14 protein-coding genes are annotated in these 16,710 nt (G+C 64.5%); 11 read left to right on the plus strand and 3 right to left on the minus strand.

Annotated elements, in window-relative coordinates; genetic code table 11:
* Positions 1-18: 18 nt before the first annotated feature.
* The 8 genes from EII23_RS00855 (at position 19) to EII23_RS00890 (ending at position 8,448) form a co-directional block, all read left to right on the plus strand.
* Entirely contained in the window at positions 19-1,209 is a 1,191-nt protein-coding gene (locus EII23_RS00855; protein WP_124791184.1) for an ABC transporter permease, read from the plus strand.
* Positions 1,210-1,249: 40 nt separating this feature from the next.
* The gene (locus tag EII23_RS00860; RefSeq protein ID WP_124791185.1) at positions 1,250-3,229 is read left to right on the plus strand and encodes a glycosyltransferase; all 1,980 of its coding nucleotides are present in this window, start codon (positions 1,250-1,252) and stop codon (positions 3,227-3,229) included.
* Entirely contained in the window at positions 3,226-4,668 is a 1,443-nt protein-coding gene (rfaE2, locus tag EII23_RS00865; protein ID WP_124791186.1) for a D-glycero-beta-D-manno-heptose 1-phosphate adenylyltransferase, read from the plus strand. The genes EII23_RS00860 and rfaE2 overlap by 4 nt, the downstream gene beginning before the upstream one ends.
* Before the next feature lie 80 nt (positions 4,669-4,748).
* Positions 4,749-5,738: a glucokinase gene (locus tag EII23_RS00870; RefSeq protein ID WP_124791187.1), complete on the plus strand. Its 990-nt coding sequence runs from the start codon at positions 4,749-4,751 to the stop codon at positions 5,736-5,738.
* A complete protein-coding gene (locus tag EII23_RS00875) occupies positions 5,735-7,069 on the plus strand; it encodes a glycerate kinase (RefSeq protein WP_409360221.1) in 1,335 nt (444 codons plus the stop codon). Before EII23_RS00870 ends, EII23_RS00875 begins: the two co-directional genes overlap by 4 nt.
* A 102-nt stretch (positions 7,070-7,171) precedes the next feature.
* Positions 7,172-7,582: a transcriptional repressor gene (locus tag EII23_RS00880; RefSeq protein WP_124791189.1), complete on the plus strand. Its 411-nt coding sequence runs from the start codon at positions 7,172-7,174 to the stop codon at positions 7,580-7,582.
* A gap of 80 nt (positions 7,583-7,662) precedes the next feature.
* Positions 7,663-8,199, plus strand: a complete 537-nt coding sequence (locus EII23_RS00885) for a bacterioferritin (RefSeq protein WP_124791190.1) — start codon at positions 7,663-7,665, stop codon at positions 8,197-8,199.
* A 66-nt stretch (positions 8,200-8,265) separates the two neighbouring features.
* Positions 8,266-8,448, plus strand: coding sequence for a rubredoxin (locus EII23_RS00890; RefSeq protein WP_124791191.1), 183 nt, complete (start codon positions 8,266-8,268; stop codon positions 8,446-8,448).
* 20 nt (positions 8,449-8,468) lie between these two features.
* Here the strand turns inward: EII23_RS00890 and EII23_RS00895 are convergent, their stop codons facing one another.
* Both EII23_RS00895 and EII23_RS00900 read right to left on the minus strand, forming a co-directional pair.
* Positions 8,469-10,067: a dephospho-CoA kinase gene (locus EII23_RS00895; RefSeq protein WP_124791192.1), complete on the minus strand. Its 1,599-nt coding sequence runs from the start codon at positions 10,065-10,067 to the stop codon at positions 8,469-8,471.
* Positions 10,064-11,428, minus strand: a complete 1,365-nt coding sequence (locus tag EII23_RS00900) for an NlpC/P60 family N-terminal domain-containing protein (protein WP_124791193.1) — start codon at positions 11,426-11,428, stop codon at positions 10,064-10,066. The genes EII23_RS00895 and EII23_RS00900 overlap by 4 nt, the downstream gene beginning before the upstream one ends.
* Before the next feature lie 166 nt (positions 11,429-11,594).
* Here EII23_RS00900 and EII23_RS00905 point away from each other — a divergent pair, with 166 nt between their 5' ends.
* Together EII23_RS00905 and EII23_RS00910 are read left to right on the plus strand one after the other, a co-directional pair.
* The gene (locus EII23_RS00905; protein WP_124791194.1) at positions 11,595-12,821 is read left to right on the plus strand and encodes a glycosyltransferase family 9 protein; all 1,227 of its coding nucleotides are present in this window, start codon (positions 11,595-11,597) and stop codon (positions 12,819-12,821) included.
* The gene (locus tag EII23_RS00910; protein WP_124791340.1) at positions 12,821-14,098 is read left to right on the plus strand and encodes a glycosyltransferase; all 1,278 of its coding nucleotides are present in this window, start codon (positions 12,821-12,823) and stop codon (positions 14,096-14,098) included. Before EII23_RS00905 ends, EII23_RS00910 begins: the two co-directional genes overlap by 1 nt.
* Positions 14,099-14,139: 41 nt before the next feature.
* On the opposite strand, the gene EII23_RS00915 is transcribed toward EII23_RS00910, so the two are convergent.
* Positions 14,140-15,156 carry a hypothetical protein gene (locus EII23_RS00915; protein ID WP_260424536.1) on the minus strand — a complete coding sequence of 339 codons (1,017 nt, stop codon included), beginning with the start codon at positions 15,154-15,156 and terminating at the stop codon, positions 14,140-14,142.
* Positions 15,157-15,364: 208 nt separating this feature from the next.
* On the opposite strand from EII23_RS00915, the gene ybgF reads away from it, so the two are divergent.
* Positions 15,365-16,687, plus strand: a complete 1,323-nt coding sequence (gene ybgF / locus EII23_RS00920) for a tol-pal system protein YbgF (RefSeq protein ID WP_124791195.1) — start codon at positions 15,365-15,367, stop codon at positions 16,685-16,687.
* Positions 16,688-16,710: the final 23 nt, after the last annotated feature.

Here is a 16,710-nt window from a genome sequence, read left to right on the forward strand (position 1 = left end):
TTTTGTGGTGGTTGCAGCATGATCGCCGTGTCAGACCTTTTTCGCGTCAGCCTCAGACAGGTTGTGCGCCAACGCTCTTTCGGGGTGGTCTTTTCCATTGCCTTGGGCATCACGGCCTTTATTGTCCTGGCGGTACTCGGCCGCGAAATCCGCTACAAGATCGGACAGGACATGGTACTCATGGGCGGGGTCAACGTCATCCAGATCTCCATGGACGATGCCCAGTATCCGGGCCAGCCCCGCCGGGAATTCTATCCGGAAACCGTGGAGGCGCTGCGCGCCCTGCCCGGAGTGGGCCTTGTCAGCTGCAATATCCGCAGCGGGAAGTCCTTTTCCCTGCGCGGAGAGGGCGAAAGAACGCTGGACGTGCATTTCATCGGCATTGATCAGCTTTTTTTCGATGTCTATTCCCTGACGCTGGACGTGGGCCGCCCGCTGGACGCCACGGACGTGAGCCAGCGCCGCCGGGTTTGCGTGCTGGGGCGGGATGCGGCCAAAAACCTTTACGGCTCTCCCGAGGCTGCCCTGGGCAAACTTCTGTTCCTGTCCCAGGATGTTTTTGAAGTTGTGGGCGTTGTCAGCGGCATCATGCTGGGCAGTTGGAGCCAGGGCGGCTTTCTGCCCTATACCGCCCATCAGGACCGCAACTGGGGCAGCGCCAAGGTGGACCGCCTGTTCGTCAGGGCTGTGGGCTGGGAAGACGTGTCCCGCCTCACCTCCCTGATCCCGCAAACAGTGCGCGCCCATCAGGCCGCGCCCTACCTCACCCTGAAGATTCAGGAAGACCAGCTCGCACGCCTGCAAACCACCTTCCTGTGGGTGGAGGCCCTGCTCTGGCTGGGCATTGCCGCATCCCTCATGCTGGGCGGATTCGGCATCTGGTCCGGCACGTTTGCCGCCGTGCGGGCGCGCACCCGCGAGGTGGGGCTCAAAAAGGCCATGGGCGGCGCCGATGCGGATATTCTGGCTCAATTTCTGGCTGAAGCCCTGTGCAAATCGGTGGCGGGCGGCATTTTGGGCATTGCCCTGGGCGTTGTTCTGGTGAAGCTGGGGGGCTGGCTTCTGGCCACCGACATGTCCTACCCCCTGCTTTTTGCCAGCAGCGCGGGCAGCATTGTTTTTTCCGCCGTGATCGGTATTGCCGGCGGACTGTATCCGGCCATGCAGGCAAGCCGCATGGATGTGGTCACGGCCCTGAGATTCGAATAGGGCTTCAGACGCGGGCCTGCCGCGCACGGCAAGGTGGATCATGACGCCTGTGATTATCGCCAGAAACCTGTACAAGTGCTACACCGGCTTTGCTCCGGTGCTGCGCGGCGTGGATATTGACGTGGCGGCCGGGGAAATGGTGGCTGTCATGGGGCCTTCGGGCTGCGGCAAATCCACCATGCTGCATGTTCTGGGCATGCTGCACGCGCCGGACAGCGGCAGCCTGGAAATTCTCGGCAGGGACGTGCTGGCCCTGAACAGGGAGGAAACCGCCTCCTTTCGGCGCAATGCCATGGGCTTTGTCATGCAGTCCAGCAACCTTTTTGAGCACTCCACCGTATTCGAGAACGTGGAGTTCCCCCTCATTTACGAAAAAATCCCGCCGCAGGAGAGATGGGAAAGGGTCATCCGTGCTTTGGAACTGGTGCGTCTGTCGCCGCGGGTGCACTACCGCAGCAACCGCCTTTCGGGAGGTGAGCAGCAAAGGGTGGCTATTGCGCGGGCCATGGTCAACAATCCCCGCATCCTGCTGGCCGACGAACCCACCGGCGCTCTGGATGCCAAAACCAGCCGACTGGTCATGGACAATTTCCGCACGCTCTGCCACACGGGCGGCGTGGCGCTGGTTATGGTCACCCACGACCCGCAGATGGCCGAATTCTGCGATACCATCTACACTCTTGAAGACGGCATCCTGCACTGCCGACGCAGGAATATTCCCGAAATTCCCTCCGGCGGCGGCACGGAACTCTTGGGGGGGCAAAGCCCCCTTGTGCGCGGCGCGCTGGTGGCCGCGCGCTTTCCCGAGCCTTGCGGGCAGAGCCTGCTGTGCCAGGCGCGCCGCATGTATGCCCAGGGTCTTTTGTCGCGCATTTATGCCCTGCGCGATACCACGCTGTTCGGCGATTCCGCCGGATACTCCCTGCCGCTGGCCGTGCGCCGCGTGGGCCTTGTGCGCATGCTCGGCTCTGTCCTGAACATGTTCCGGCACATGCGCGGCTTTTCCGCCGATCTCTGGGGCCTGTGGCGCGCGCTCCCGGCGCGGGGGCGCGGGAAAAAGGCCTGGGCGCATCTGCGCGCCTTTTGCACGGGCTCCCTGCTGGCCCGCTGGGGTCTGGAAGAAAATATGGAGTTTTTCTTCGCAGCCGGAGCGCACGATGAAGCCACCGCCTGCTGGGTCGCCTCGCGGCTGACCAAAAAACCTTTTGCCTTTGCCGTGCGCGCGCGTGATCTGGCGGAACCCGGTCAGGACTGGGCCGCCAAGGGAAAGGACGCGGCCTTCATGCTCTGCGACACGCAGGCAACCTGCCGGACGCTGCGCGCGCTGCTCCCCGCCCTGCAGGACAAATGCTTTCTTGTGCGTGACCCGCTGACCCTGACCCCGCCCGAAGACGATACGGAAAAAGACCCCGCCTCCACGGCCGGGCCTGTGGCCCTGCTGGCGGCAGGCACGCTGGACAGGCGCAAGGGCTATGATGTGCTTCTGGAAGCCTGCGCTCTTTTGCGGGACAGGGGGCTGTCCTTCACGCTCAGAATTGTGGGGCAGGGGCCTGCGCGCGCAGGCTTGCGCCGCCTGGCGCGGCAACGCGGCCTGACAAGTCTGGTGGAATTTCCGGGGCAGATTCCGCACGAAAACATGGCCGAAATGTATGCCGCAGCGGACATTTTTGTGGCTCCCGGACGGGAGCATCCCCGTGGCCGCACCGACGGCCTGCCCTCCACGCTGACAGAGGCCCAGGCTTTCGGCCTGGCGGTGGTCGCGTCAAACCTGCCCGCCCAGACCGAAGCCGTGCAGGACGGCGATAACGGCCGCCTTGTGCCGCAGGAAGACGCTCCCGCTCTGGCCGCTGTGCTGGAAGAACTCATGGCGCGGCCCGAAGAGAGAAGGCGTTTGGGCGAGGCGGCCAGGGCGTCTGTGGGGGAACTGACGGACGAGGAGGGCGCGCGGGCCCGCCTGAGAGATCTTTTCCTGCAAGCCTGCCGGAAACCTTCCGGCGCAAGCCCGGATACACAGTCATGAATTTCGAGGGTGTGCGCATTCTGGTTGTGGGCGATGTGATGCTGGACCGCTATGTTTCCGGGCAGGTCAGGAGGATTTCTCCCGAAGCTCCGGTTCCGGTGGTCAGCGTGGACAAAACATGGTCTGTGCCCGGCGGCGCGGCCAACGTGGCCCGCAATCTGGCCCGGCTGGGCGTGGAAACATCTCTGACGGGCCTGGTCGGAGAGGACGAAACCGCCCGCGATCTGGAGCAGGCCGTGGAGCGGGAAGGCGTGTGCGGCGTCTTTGTTGCCTCCCCCGACCGCCGCACAACCCGCAAAACGCGCATCCTCTCCCAGGGGCAGCAGTTGCTGCGGCAGGACGAAGAGGAAATACGCCCTCCCTCGCCGGAAGAAATGGATGCCCTGCGCCAAAAAATTGCCGCGCTTCTGCCCGGTCAGGACGCCGTGATCCTTTCCGATTACGACAAGGGCACACTGCGCCGCAGCGTGGACGGCACAAGCCTTTGCGGGCATGTGCTGCGGGAGGCCGGGCATCTGGGCATTCCCGTGCTGGCTGATCCCAAGGGAGCCGACTGGGAACGCTATGCGGGCGCGCAGTGCGTCACGCCCAACAGTGCGGAATTTGCCGCAGCCTGCGGGCGTGATCCCCATGTTTTGCTGGTAAGCGGGGAGCGCGAAAGCCTGGCCGCCCAATTGCGCGCCCGCCACCGCTTCGGGCGGATATTGCTCACCAGGGGAGCCAGAGGCATGGCGCTTTTCGGGGAGGACACTCCCTGGTATTGCCGGGCCACGGCGCGTGAGGTGGCCGATGTTTCCGGCGCGGGCGACACGGTGATCGCCGTGCTGGCGGCCTGCGTGGGCAGGGGCCTTGACTGGAACGACAGCGCGCGCGTTGCCAATGCCGCCGCAGGCATTGCGGTGGGCAAGGTGGGCACGGCGCCCGTCAGTCTGGAAGAACTGAACCAGGCCCTGCGGCAGGATACGGACAATCCCAAACTCTTCTCCCTGCCGGAGCTTCTGGACAAGGTGGAGGACTGGCGGCGCAAGAACGAAAGCGTGGTCTTTACCAACGGCTGCTTTGACCTGCTGCATCCGGGCCATGTGGCGCTGGTGCGTCAAAGCGCGGCCCAGGGCGATCACCTCATCGTGGGGCTGAACAGCGATGCATCCGTCAAGCGGCTCAAGGGCCCGTCCCGGCCGGTTCAGAACGAATACAGCCGTGCCCTGGTTCTGGCGGCCCTCAACGGCGTGGACGCGGTGATTCTTTTTGACGAGGATACGCCCCTGAACCTGATCAGGGCCGTTCTCCCCGACGTGCTGGTCAAGGGCCGCGACTATACCCTTGATACCGTGGTGGGAGCCGACGTGGTGCAGGCCAACGGCGGCCGGGTGCATCTGGCCGATCTGGTGGACGGGTGCAGCACCACCGGCATTGTCCGCAAAATCGGGCAGGCCTGACACTCCCTGCGGCCCGGCAAAAACCGGCGTGCGGCGGTTTTTGCTCCGGGCGGCAGCCAAACCATCCGCGCGGGCGGCACATGCAACGTATCTTCGCGGCGGACATCGGCGGAACCCACGCCCGCTTCGGCAGTTTTTTCCGTGATGCCGCAGGCGTTCTTGCCTGTGAGGCGATTGCCTGGAAAAATTCGGCGGAGCTGCGTACAGAACACGATGTTCTGCACGCCATGCGCAGCGCCCTGAACCGTGAGCCGAAACAGGGAGACACGCTTGCCATTGCCCTTGCCGGGCCGGTTTCCGGACTGCGCGGGCGCCTGACCAACGGCCGCTTGCGCCTGGATCTCGCAGAAATCCGGAAAAAATCCGGCTTGCGGCACTGCGTGCTGCTCAATGACTTTCAGGCCGAAGCCCATGCCGTGCTGACGGAAGCGGGCGAAAAAGCCCGCTGTATCACGGCCGGCGCGCACGCGCCCAAAACAGCCGCACGCGCCGTGCTGGGCGCGGGAACCGGCCTGGGCGCGGCCATGCTGGCGCCCCACCACTGCCCGGACTGCGGCATGCGCTGGCTGACCATCCCCTCGGAGGCCGGGCACACGCCCTTCGCCTTTGTGGGACAGGAGGAAAACGCTTTCCACGACTTCTTGCGCCGAGCCCTGCATGTGCCCTGGGCCTCGGCGGAGCATGTGCTCTGCGGGCGCGGCCTTGCGCTGCTGCACAGCCATCTTTCCGGGCACACGCTCACTCCGGCCGAGGTGGGCGCAACGGCCCTTTCGGACGACACGCCCACCCTGCGCTGGTACGCACGCTTTCTGGCCAGATTCTGTCGGCAGTGGATATGCAGCACGCTGTGCCTCGGAGGATTGTGGATCACGGGCGGCATTGCTGCCCGCAATCCCCTGTGTGTTGAAAGCCCGTATTTTCGGGAAGAGCTTGTCCTTTCTCCCCCGCTGGGTGCGCTGCTGCGCGCCGTGCCCGTCAGGCTTGTGGTCGACAGAAACAGCGGACTGTGGGGAGCCGCGCGGGCCGGACTTACCAGCCCGTGCGGGCATACGGCAAACGGGAGGAAATGATGCGCCGGTACAAGGAAATTCTGCGGCAGATTTTTTCCGCCGCGCTGGAGGCCGTGGCTCCGGACAAAGCCCTGCTGCGCCATATGCGCATGGAAGGCGCGGAGCTTGTGACCCCGCATGGCCGCTGGAATCTGGAGGGGCGTCAGGTGGCGGTTCTGGGCGCGGGCAAGGGCGTTGCGCCCATGGCTGCCGCGCTGGAGCAGTTGCTCGGCCCGTATCTGGCAACAGGCATGGTGGTGACAAAATACGGGCATGGCCTGAATTTGCAGCGCATTCGCCAGAAAGAAGCCGGACATCCCGTGCCGGATCAGGCGGGCGTGGCGGCTGCCGAAGACATGCTGCGCCTTGCCCGGTCGCTGGGAGAAAACCATCTGGCCATCTGCCTGTTCACCGGCGGAGCCAGCGCCCTGACGCCCGCACCGGCACCCGGCCTGACTCTGGAAGACCTTCAAGCCACCACGGAACAACTGTTGCGCTGCGGGGCAACCATCAACGATATCAATGCCCTGCGCAAGCATCTTTCCGTCTTCGGCGGCGGGCAGCTGGCCCGCGCTGTTGCGCCCGCGCCCCTGCTGTCCGTCATTGTGTCCGATGTGGTGGGAGATCCCCTAGACGTCATCGCCTCCGGGCCTTCTGTTCCCGATCCCACAACATTTGCCGACTGCGCGGCCATTGTGGAGCGTCTGGGCCTTGCCAAAAATCTGCCGCCAGCCGTACTCCGGCATCTGGAAAAAGGGCTTGCCGGGCTTCTGGCAGAAACCCCCAAGGCAGACGACCCCGTATTTTGCAGCGTGCAGAACATTCTTGCGGCCAACAACCGTCAGGCTCTGGAAGCCGCGGCAACAGCGGCAAGAGCTCTTGGCTTTGAAGCGGAAATCCTGGGCGACAGCCTTGTGGGTGAGGCAAAAACGCGCGCGGTGGAGCTGGCAGATATGGCTCTGGCGCGGGCCGCGCAGCGGACAAACGATGCGCCTCCCCTCTGCCTTCTGGCCGGAGGCGAAACCACGGTGACCATCACCGGCACGGGCAGGGGCGGCCGCAATCAGGAGATGGCTCTGGCCGCGGCCCTTGCCCTGGAAAAAACAGACCGGGTCTGCGCGCTCTTTGCCGGAACAGACGGGACAGACGGCCCCACAGACGCGGCGGGCGGCTATGCCTTCGCATCGTCCGTGGAAGGCATGGGCGGGCGGGAGGCGGCATGCGCCTTCTTGCGCGACAACAACAGCCATGCGGCCCTAAGCTTCAGCGATGACCTGTTTTTCACCGGCCCCACACGCACCAATGTCATGGACCTGGCTGTGCTGCTGGTTGCTCCCGCACTCCCCGCCTGACACCAAAACATCTTCCAGCGGCATCAGGCGGCATTTGGCCGGGCAGTTTGGGCTTGACAGCCTTTTGCGCTAACAGTAATTTTTATCAAAAAGGAGAGTGCAATGGCCCAGGCCCATACACGGATGACACGCCAGCGGGCCGTCATTCTGGAAGAACTGCGCAAAAGCAGGATGCACCCTACAGCGGACGAACTCTACAGTCGGGTGCGCGAGCGCCTGCCGCGCATCAGCCTCGGCACGGTTTACCGCAATCTGGACTTTCTCGCAGACAGCGGCGAAATCCGCCGCCTGGAAGCAGCGGGAAGCATCCGGCGTTTTGACGGCGACATGACACAGCACCAGCATGTGCGCTGCGTGTACTGCGGACGCATCGGAGACGTGATGCAGGTTCGGGAGGCCCCCACAGTGGACGGCATGCGCGTGGAAGGCTTTGCGGAAGTTCTCAGTTCACGTGTGGAGTTTGACGGCATCTGCAAAATGTGCGCGGCCGCCCTGCCTGCCGGGGCGGAGTAGCCTTTTCGGGCATATTGTCCTATCCTGTGCAGGGAAACAAAAAACGTTGCGCGCCGCGCACAAGCCAAGGAGAGTCGGACATGACGGGAAACAGGGAAGATCGGAAGAAAAAAGTCATTGATGTGCTGAACAAGGCACGGGCCATGGAACTTTTTGCCATTCATCAGTACATGAACCAGCACTACAGCCTGGACGACATGGACTACGGAGAACTGGCCGCCAACATGAAGCTCATTGCCATTGACGAAATGCGCCATGCCGAAGCCTTTGCCGAACGCATCAAAATGCTGGGCGGCGAACCCACAACCCAGAAAGACGGCAAGGTTGTCACCGGGCAGGACGTGCCCACCATCTACGCGGCCGACGCCAGCCGGGAAGACGAAACCATCGAAGCCTATGCGCAGTTTCTTGCCGTCTGCAAGGACGCGGGCGACATTGTGTCTGCCCGTATTTTCGAGCGCATCATCGAAGAGGAGCAGGCCCACCTTTCCTATTACGACAATATCTCCGGCCATATCCAGAAGCTGGGCGATACCTATCTGGCCAAGATCGCGGGCACTCCCTCCTCCACCGGCCCGGCCAACAAGGGCTTTGTGACCGCGACTCCGGCGGAATAACCCGCCCCCGCGCGGCTCCGGTTTTTCCGGCGTCTGCGGCAACCTTTTCAGCAGGGGAGGAACAGCATGGCTGATCCCAAGGACATCTGGCGCTGCCAGATGGTCAACTGCGGTTATATGTACGACCCCGACCGGGGCGACAAGCGGCGCAAAATTCCCGCAGGCACAAAGTTTGAAGATCTGCCCGAAGACTGGACCTGTCCTGTCTGCGGGGCAAGCAAAAAAGCCTTTCAACCGCTGGAGGCTTGAGCCCGGACCCTGCGCAAACCTCAATCGTGCCGGATTTTCCGGCCTTGTGCCCAGAGGGCGGCAAGCTCGCAGGCCATGTCCTGCCGGGCTTGCGCCCTTTTCTGTTCCAGCGCGGCGAGCAGGCGGTCTGCCGCGCCCTGCAGGGCGTCGGGGGAGCCGCTGTTGTCCACCACAAGGTCACAGGCCCGGAGTTTGCGGTCTTCCGGCCACTGCCAGGATTCCAGGGCCGCGATTTTTTCTTCATCCCATCCCCTGTTTTCTCCCAAACGCCGGGCGCGCATGTCCTGTGAGCAGCGCACGCCCACGGCCAGAGGCTTGGGCGCAAAGGCAGCATCCCAGCCGCTTTCAAAATACAGCGGAATTTCCGCTACAGCCAGGGGAAAGCCTTTTTCCTCCTCGCGCCGCCAGAAATCCTCGACCACTTCCCGCGTCATGGCATGGACGGCTCTTTCCAGATCACGGCGCAGATCCGGGTTTTGGCGCATGGCGTCCAGCAGGGCGGGCCTGCACACGTCTCCCCGTGGAGAAAGCAGATCGCGCCTGCCCACACCGGCCAGCCACCGGCTGCCCTCGCCGCCGGGGGCATAGAGATCGCGCACCACAGCGTCGGCGCTGACCACGGGCACCTCCCGCCGGGCAAGACAGCGCGTGAGCGCGGACTTTCCGCTGCCGGGATTGCCCGTGATCACCACACGCTGCATGCGCCGGGCAGCCGCAAGAGCGGCCTCGGGCATATCCGCGGGCGGCGGGCAGGAAAAACAGAGATTTTCGCCCGTGCGCGGGTGCGCAAAGGCCAGACGCCAGGCGTGGAGCATCTGGCGCGGGGCCATGTCGCGCACGCTCTTGGGCGCATAGAGGCTGTCGCCCAGCAGGGGATGCCCCACATGGGCCAGATGAACGCGTATCTGGTGGGTGCGCCCTGTGAGAATGCGCACGGCCAGCAAAGAAAACCTTTCGTCAGGGGCAGTCCAGAGGGTGCGCCAGCGGGTGTCCGCCTGACGCCCACCGCGCGATTCGGGCACCACAGCCATTTTGACCCTGGCCGCGGGATGGCGGCCAAGAGGCTCCTGACAGCGCCCTTCCGCCAAGGGCTTGCCCGCCACCAGCGCCAGATATTCCTTGCCTACCGCCCTGCGGGCAAAGGCCGCGCTGAGCGCCAGCCGGTCCTGCCCGGTCAGGGCCACCACCAGCAGGCCGCTGGTGTCCTTGTCCAGACGGTGCACAATGCCCGGACGCAGACCCTCCTGCTGCCCCAGTTGCGGAAAATATCCCAGCAGGCGCTGCACAAGGGTTTTTTCCGGGCAGGAGGGGCAGGGATGCACGGTCAGGCCCGCAGGCTTGTTGCAGACCGCCAGATGCCCGTCCTGCCAGAGAATGTCCAGATGTCCCTGCTCGGCCCGGAGCGTGCTTTCCGCTGTCGGCAAGTCCATCCGGATGACCTGCCCGATTCTGGTTTTGGCATTGCAGCGGACTTCCGTCACGCCGTCCACGGCACAGGCTCCGGCCTGCACGGCCTTTTGCAGCACGGCTCTGGAAAGATGGGGCGCGGCCGCGCACAAAACGCGGTCCAGCCTCTGCCCGGCCTGCCGGGGCGAAACCGTGAGGCACAGATTCTTCATCTGTTTTCCGCGGGAGTGGACAGGGTGCGCAGCCGGTCCGCAAGGGTTGTGTCCTGATAGAGGTTTTTCAGTTCCCTGCCCGGCGTGATGGAGGTCACCGCCGTTCTGCCGATGACAAAACGCGCGTTGTCGTTGCCCCCCTCGGTGGTGCGCACGCCCCAGAAATTGTGGAAGACGGCGGGCCGCCCCTTGTGTGTGCCCACATAGAGCATGATGTGTCCGCGCATGCCCACCAGGCTGAGAAAGGGAATGCCGTTCCGGACAATCAGATTTTCCTTTTCTTCCGTGCTCATGCCTTCCAGAGGCACAATGGCTCCGATGCGGGCCTGGGCTGAGGAATTGCGCGGCAGCCAGATGCCGAAAGGCGTAAAAAATTCGCGGGTCAGGGCAGAGCAGTCCCTCTCGCCAAACATTCCGCCCCATCCGTAGGGCTGGTGCATCATCACGTTGCCCACCCGCGCCGCGTTGGCCGCCGTCATGGGAACGGGCCAACGGGCAGCGTCGGCAGCGGCAAGCTGCACGGAAAGGGTCGCGGCCATGCCGTCCGCGCCACGCACGGGAACCTGCACGTGCATATGGCCCTGTGCTGTGGGGGCTGCGGCGTGCAGGGGCAAAAGAGTCCCGATATTGGCCGTCACCGTGCCGGAAGGCAGGGGCAGGCCAACCTTGTCGCGCAGCAGGGCTGCAAGGGGGGCGGAGCGGTAGCTCCGGACGAACTCCGGGCTGACGGCGGCCAGATCCCCGGCAGACACCCAGCCACCGGCCACCGGGCATTCCACATAGTGCCACCGGCTGTCCAGACTGGTGTGCACAATGCGCACGGGCGTGCCCACGGGCAACAGGGAATACTGGATGTAGTCAAAGGGATTGGCGCGCGGATCGGGCGTGGGTTCGGAAAAACGGGCTTCTGCCGTGGGCATTTCGCGCAGATTTGTATTGCGCAGCGTGATGGCTGGCTGGCTGCCGGAGGGAAAATTTGCAAGGTCGGCATTGCGGGCCAATCCGTCCCACTCCTCCTGGGTCCAGCGGACGTTGCCGTGCCGGTATCCTCTGGCCTTTTTGAAAATGGCCGCCACATCCCGCTTGCGAACAGAACCCCTGGTCATGTTCCAGGGGCCGAAAAAAATGGACTGAAAACGGGCGGACTGGACGCTTTGCTCCGCAGGCGAAAGCAGGGGCTTGTCAGGAGAATTTTTGCGGGCATAGACCGCAAGATCCTGGGGAAAGCGGCGCTGATCTTCCAGAGTGCCCATCCAGGGGGCGGGGGGGCAGACTTCGCGGGAAGGCTTCTGCCTGCCGCCGCAGGCGGCCAGCAGGCAGAAACAAAGGCAGATCAGGAGCAGGCTGTGGCGTCTGGGCATGAAAACATATCCTCCGTGAACCGTTTTTTGCGTCCGCAAGCAACAGCCTAGCATTGACAGGAGCACGGAGCAACGCCCGCTCCCCAACCCTGGCAAAAGAGCCTTTGGCCGTGCGCTGGCTTGTTTTTCGGCTGTATATGCCGTAGGTTGCAGAACAGGAAGAAGCATGGCGGTTTTTCTGGTCATACAGGCAGCGCGTTTCGGCGATCTGGTGCAGAGCAAGCGCCTTGTGCTCACGCTTGCCCGGCGGGGAACAGTGCATCTGGCCGTGGATGCGGCCCTCGCGGATCTGGCGCGCCTGCTCTATCCCTTTGCCGTGGTGCACGGCCTTGCGCTGCACGGCACGCCCACGGCCTCCGGCCTCGAAGCCAACAAAAAAGTGCTGGCCACATGGCGCACAACGCATTTTGACGCTGTCTGCAACTGCAATTTTTCCGGACTCACGGCGGCCCTGTGCCGCATATTCCCGCAAGAGCGCGTTCACGGCTACCGCTGGGACGCCGGGGGCATTGTGCGTTCGCCCTGGGCCAGAACGGGTTTTCTGCTCAGCCGCAAGCGTTGCGCAAGCCCCCTCAATCTGGTGGATTTTTGGGCGCATTTTGCCCCCGAACCGCTGCCCGCGCATGCGGTCAATCCTCCTGCCCGCCGCGGCGGACAGGGGCTGGGCGTTGTTCTTTCCGGCCGGGAGGCACGCCGTTCCCTGCCAGCAGCCGTGCTGGCCAATGTGGTCACCACGGCCTTTGGCGCGCTGGGCGGAACCGACATACGCCTTCTGGGAACAGCCGCGGAACAGCCGACGGCCCGCCGCCTGCTGCGGCTTCTTCCGGGGCACGTCCGGAGCCGTGTGCGGGATTTGAGCGGCAAAACAGACTGGGCGGGGCTGAGCCACGCTCTGGCAGGGCTGGACGCCCTGATCTCGCCCGATACGGGCAGCATGCATCTGGCGGCGCATCTGGGCGTCCCCGTTCTGGCGTTTTTTCTTTCTTCCGCCTGGTGCCACGAAACCGGCCCCTACGGGCAGGGACATCATGTCTGGCAGGCCGCGCCGCCGTGTGCGCCCTGCCTGGAGTCCGCGCCCTGCCCCCACGGCACGGCCTGTCTTTTGCCCTTTGAACGCAGGGAACTGCTGCGCTCCGTGGCCGCAGTGCTTGCCCAAACTCTGTCCGTTCCCGATCCCGGCAGCGGCCTGCAAATCTGGCGCACCGGGGTGGACGCCCTGGGCGCTGCCCCCCGCCTGATCGCGGGAGAGGACGCGCACGCGCCCGCCCGCGCCCAAGCGCGTGCCTTCTGCGCCCAAAGCCTGCGCCTGCCCCCCTGCACACAGCAAAAATTTGACGACCCCTGGCCCGTTGACGATACGGACTGGATGTTGCCGCCGTGGAGGTACTGCTGATGGCCCGGACTCCGTTGCGCATTCTTGTGGTTCTGCCCATGTACGGCGGCTCGCTGCCCATCGGAAGATACTGTGCGCGGGCGCTGGCGGGCATGGGGCATACGGTGCGCGTGTTCGAGGCCCCTGCCCTGTATCCTGCCTTTACGGGCCTGCGCGAACTGGCCCTTGGGCCGTCACAGACAGCGCAGTTGGAGAGTTCCTTTCTGCAGGTGGTGTCCCAGGCTGTGTGGGCACAGGCGCAGGCTCTGGAACCGCATCTGGTGCTGAGCATGGCCCAGGCTCCCGTGGGCCGCAGCCTTTTGCAGCGTTTCCGGCGCACGGGCATACGCACGGCCATGTGGTTTGTGGAAGATCACCGGGTCTTCGGCTACTGGCGGGCCTATGCGCCCCTCTACGACATTTTTGCCGTTATCCAGAAAGAACCGTTTTTGGGTCTGCTCTCCGAAGCCGGGCAGAATAACGCCCTCTATCTGCCGCTGGCGGCTCTGCCCGATTTTCATGTTCCCGTGCAACTTACAGAGGAAGAACGGCAGGAATACGGGGCGGACATCGGCTTTCTGGGAGCGGGCTACCCCAACCGCAGGCGGGCCTTCCGGCCTCTGGCGGGGCGGAATTTCAAGATATGGGGTTCGGACTGGGAGGGAGAAAGCCTTCTGGCCGCCCATGTGCAGCGGGGCGGAGCGCGCATCGGGGCCGGGGAAAGCGTGAAGATTTACAGCGCCACCCGCGTCAACCTGAATCTCCATTCCAGTCTCGGCACCGGAGATCTGGTCAGCCACGGGGATTTTGTCAATCCGCGCACTTTTGAACTGGCCGCCATCGGCGCGTTCCAACTGGTGGACAAACGCACCCTGCTGCCGGAACTCTTTGCGGACGACGAATTGGCCACATTCTCCAGTACGGAAGAAATGTATGCCGGGATTGACCATTTTCTGGCCCATCCCGAACAGATGCTGGCCTGGACAGAACGCGCCCGCGCCCGCGTGCTGCGCGACCACAGCTATGGGCAACGCATGGCACAACTTCTGGACTTCACGGCCCTGCGCCTCGGCCCCTGGCCGGAGGAAGAAAGAACGGCAGAGGCTGATTTTCCTCCGGAACTGCCGTCAGAACTGCAACAGGAGCTGGCAAAAATGGTGCAGGAACTGGGTCTCGGCCCGAGCGCCGGATTCGGGGAAACCGTTGCGGCCCTGCGCGCGCGCAGCGGCGCGCTGACCGAGGCAGAAACCGGCCTGCTGTTTCTGGACGAATGGCGCAAACAGTACCTGAAAAAGTGAGCGTCCAGGCCCTACCCGGCGCGCTCTGCCCCAAAGCCGCCTTACGGGAGGGCGGCTCCGCCCGCAGGCAGGGCAATGGCCGTGACCGCGTCAAAATAGGGCTGCGCAAAGGCAACGGCCGCCAGCAGCGCCGCCAGCACAAGAGGCTTGAGGCGCAAAGGGGCGGAACTGCGGCTGACAGGAAGCCAGAGCACTGCGGGCAGAAGCCGGAAAAGCAGCAAAGCGCCTTCCCGCAGAAATTCCTCCTGAGAAAAGCTCGCTGTTTGCCCGTCCGGAAAAGCATCCAGCAAAAAAGAACCCAGCAGCAAAAGCCAGAACACGGCCCAGGCGTTGCGCGCCCAGGCGGCGCACCAGGGAAGCGCGGCATTGTAGTGGTCGCGGCCGTAGTCGTCGGCCTTGCGCCGCACCACCAGCCAGAGCGCGCCGCAGCCTCCGGCAAAAGCCAGAATCAGGGGGGGCAGCCAGTAGATAGCCCGCCAGAAGGGGCTCAGCCAGCCCGGAAAAAAGATTTCGGGCAGGGCAAGATGGATGTCCGGGGGCAGGGCCGCAGCGCTGAGCAGCCGGGCGCAGGCCAAGGCCGCCAGAAGGGCAATGCAGCCCGCAACGCCGCTGGCAATGCCCAGCATGACGTGAACAGCGACCATATCCCGCATATGTTTCCAGAGGGTGAAATACAGGCTGCTGCAAAGCACTGCCACGCCCAGCAGCGTCCAGCTGATTTCCAGCGCAAGCTGCAACAGGGAGCCGGAAGCATATGCGCTTTCCGTCAGGAAAAGCCATATCCTGCTGCCCACAAGCAGCAGCCAGCCCAGGCACATGCCCAGAAGCCCCAACTGGCGGGAAAGTTTTTCGCACGAGGAGCGTCGGCGCGTGACCGCCAGAACCCTGGCGGTGGTGGACAGAAAGCCCATACCGGCGAAAGCCAGCAGGGCCGCCAGCGGCAGAACCACGCCAAGACTGCGCAGAGCCTGGCGCGCCAGGGGAAAAGCCTGCAAAAACGCTTGCAGCGCCTCGGGAATGACAGCCAGCGAGGCCGCCATGTCTTGCAGAATGTTCATGAAGCTCCCTGCATCTGTACGGATTGTGCCTTTTGCCCGAATCCGGCGCGGTTCGGCGCGTGCGCCTGCCGGAAAGCCCGCGTGCGCACAACCTTGCGTTGACCGGTGAAGATGCGTTATCGTCACGCAACGTGTCCAGTTCTTGCCTGAAAATTTCTTTTGCCGCAAGGGCATGGCATCAGTCGTGCGGTACGCGGGGGAGCAGCCGATGGGGAAAATACTTCTTGCGCTTTTGGTCTGCCTGACGCTGACAGCCGGATGCGCGTCTTCAAGCCGCATGAGCCGCATGGAAGACACCGGGAAAGCGCATCAGGATCTTTTGCAGCAGACAGACCGCAGGCTGCGCGCGCTGGAACAGGGTATGGCCGGTCTTGAAGGCCGGATGGCGCAGCTTGATGCCAGAAAATACGAAGTCCGCACCAGGGGAGGAAAAAATACCGGCCTGATGGTGGTTCCCCTGCCTCTGCCCCCGCAGGAGAGCAAAACTCCTGCGGACGCCGCCCCCAAAACGCCTGCGCCGTCTCCCGCTCCGCAGGCTGCGGCCGCTCCCGCGCCTTCTTCCGCGGGGCAGGCTTCTTCCGCACCGACTTCCGGGCCGACTGCGGGCGAACCTGCGGCGCACCCCGCCTCCCCGCCCGCAGGCCGGATCATTGATCCGGCGGCTCCGCCGCATCCTCTGACAGGGGCTGCCGCCGCGCCCGCCAAGGCATCCGCGCCTCCCGCATCTGCCGCGCCCACGGAAAAACAAAAGGCCAGAAGGGCCACACCATCCGGAACGCCCGCCCTGCCCGCACCCGCCGGGGCAACCGGATCGGCCGGGCCTGCCGCAACGCCGCCCGGGCCTTCCGCTCTCGGCCTGCCGCCGGAATCCGCCCCGCCGGAAAGCCCCCAGGCCCCCGCGCAAAATACGCCGCCCGCTCCTGCCGCCAACGGAAGAGCGCACGCCGCCAACGGGCAGGACGTTCCCGTGCCTGTGCTGCCTGCGGCAAACCTGCCTCTGCCGCCGGAAAGCCCCTCGCTGGGGCTGCCGCCAACAGAGGCTCCCCCTGCGCCCGCAGCAGCCTCCGCGTCAACAACCCCGCCAGCAAGTCCGCCAACGCCCGCACCGGCGTCCGCGCCGCCCGCTCCTCCGGCCGGGCCTGCCGTGCCCGCAAGCGCCAAGGGAGAAGCCGCGGCATACCAGGCGGCCCTGCGGCCCGCCCTGGCCGGGCGTGCGGCGGAAAGCATCCCGCTTTTTGAGAACTTTCTGCAACAGTATCCGCAGGGGCGCTATGCCGCCAACGCGCAGTACTGGATCGGCGAGGGCCTGTACTCCCAGGGCAAGTATCAGGAAGCCCTGGCCCGTTTCCGGCAGGTGGACGCCGACTGGCCCCGGCACCACAAAAATGCCGATGCCCTGCTCAAAACCGGCATGACCCTGGCCCGTCTCGGCGACCGGGAGGGGGCGGCACAGGCCTACAAAAAGGTTCTGGACCAGTTTCCCTCCTCCGAAGCCGCCGGAAAGGTGCGCACGCGCGGCCTGGCCCGCTGACGGCATGTCTGGCAGGACCCGGC

This window comes from Desulfovibrio sp. OH1186_COT-070 (assembly GCF_003860215.1).
GTDB lineage: Bacteria > Desulfobacterota > Desulfovibrionia > Desulfovibrionales > Desulfovibrionaceae > Desulfovibrio.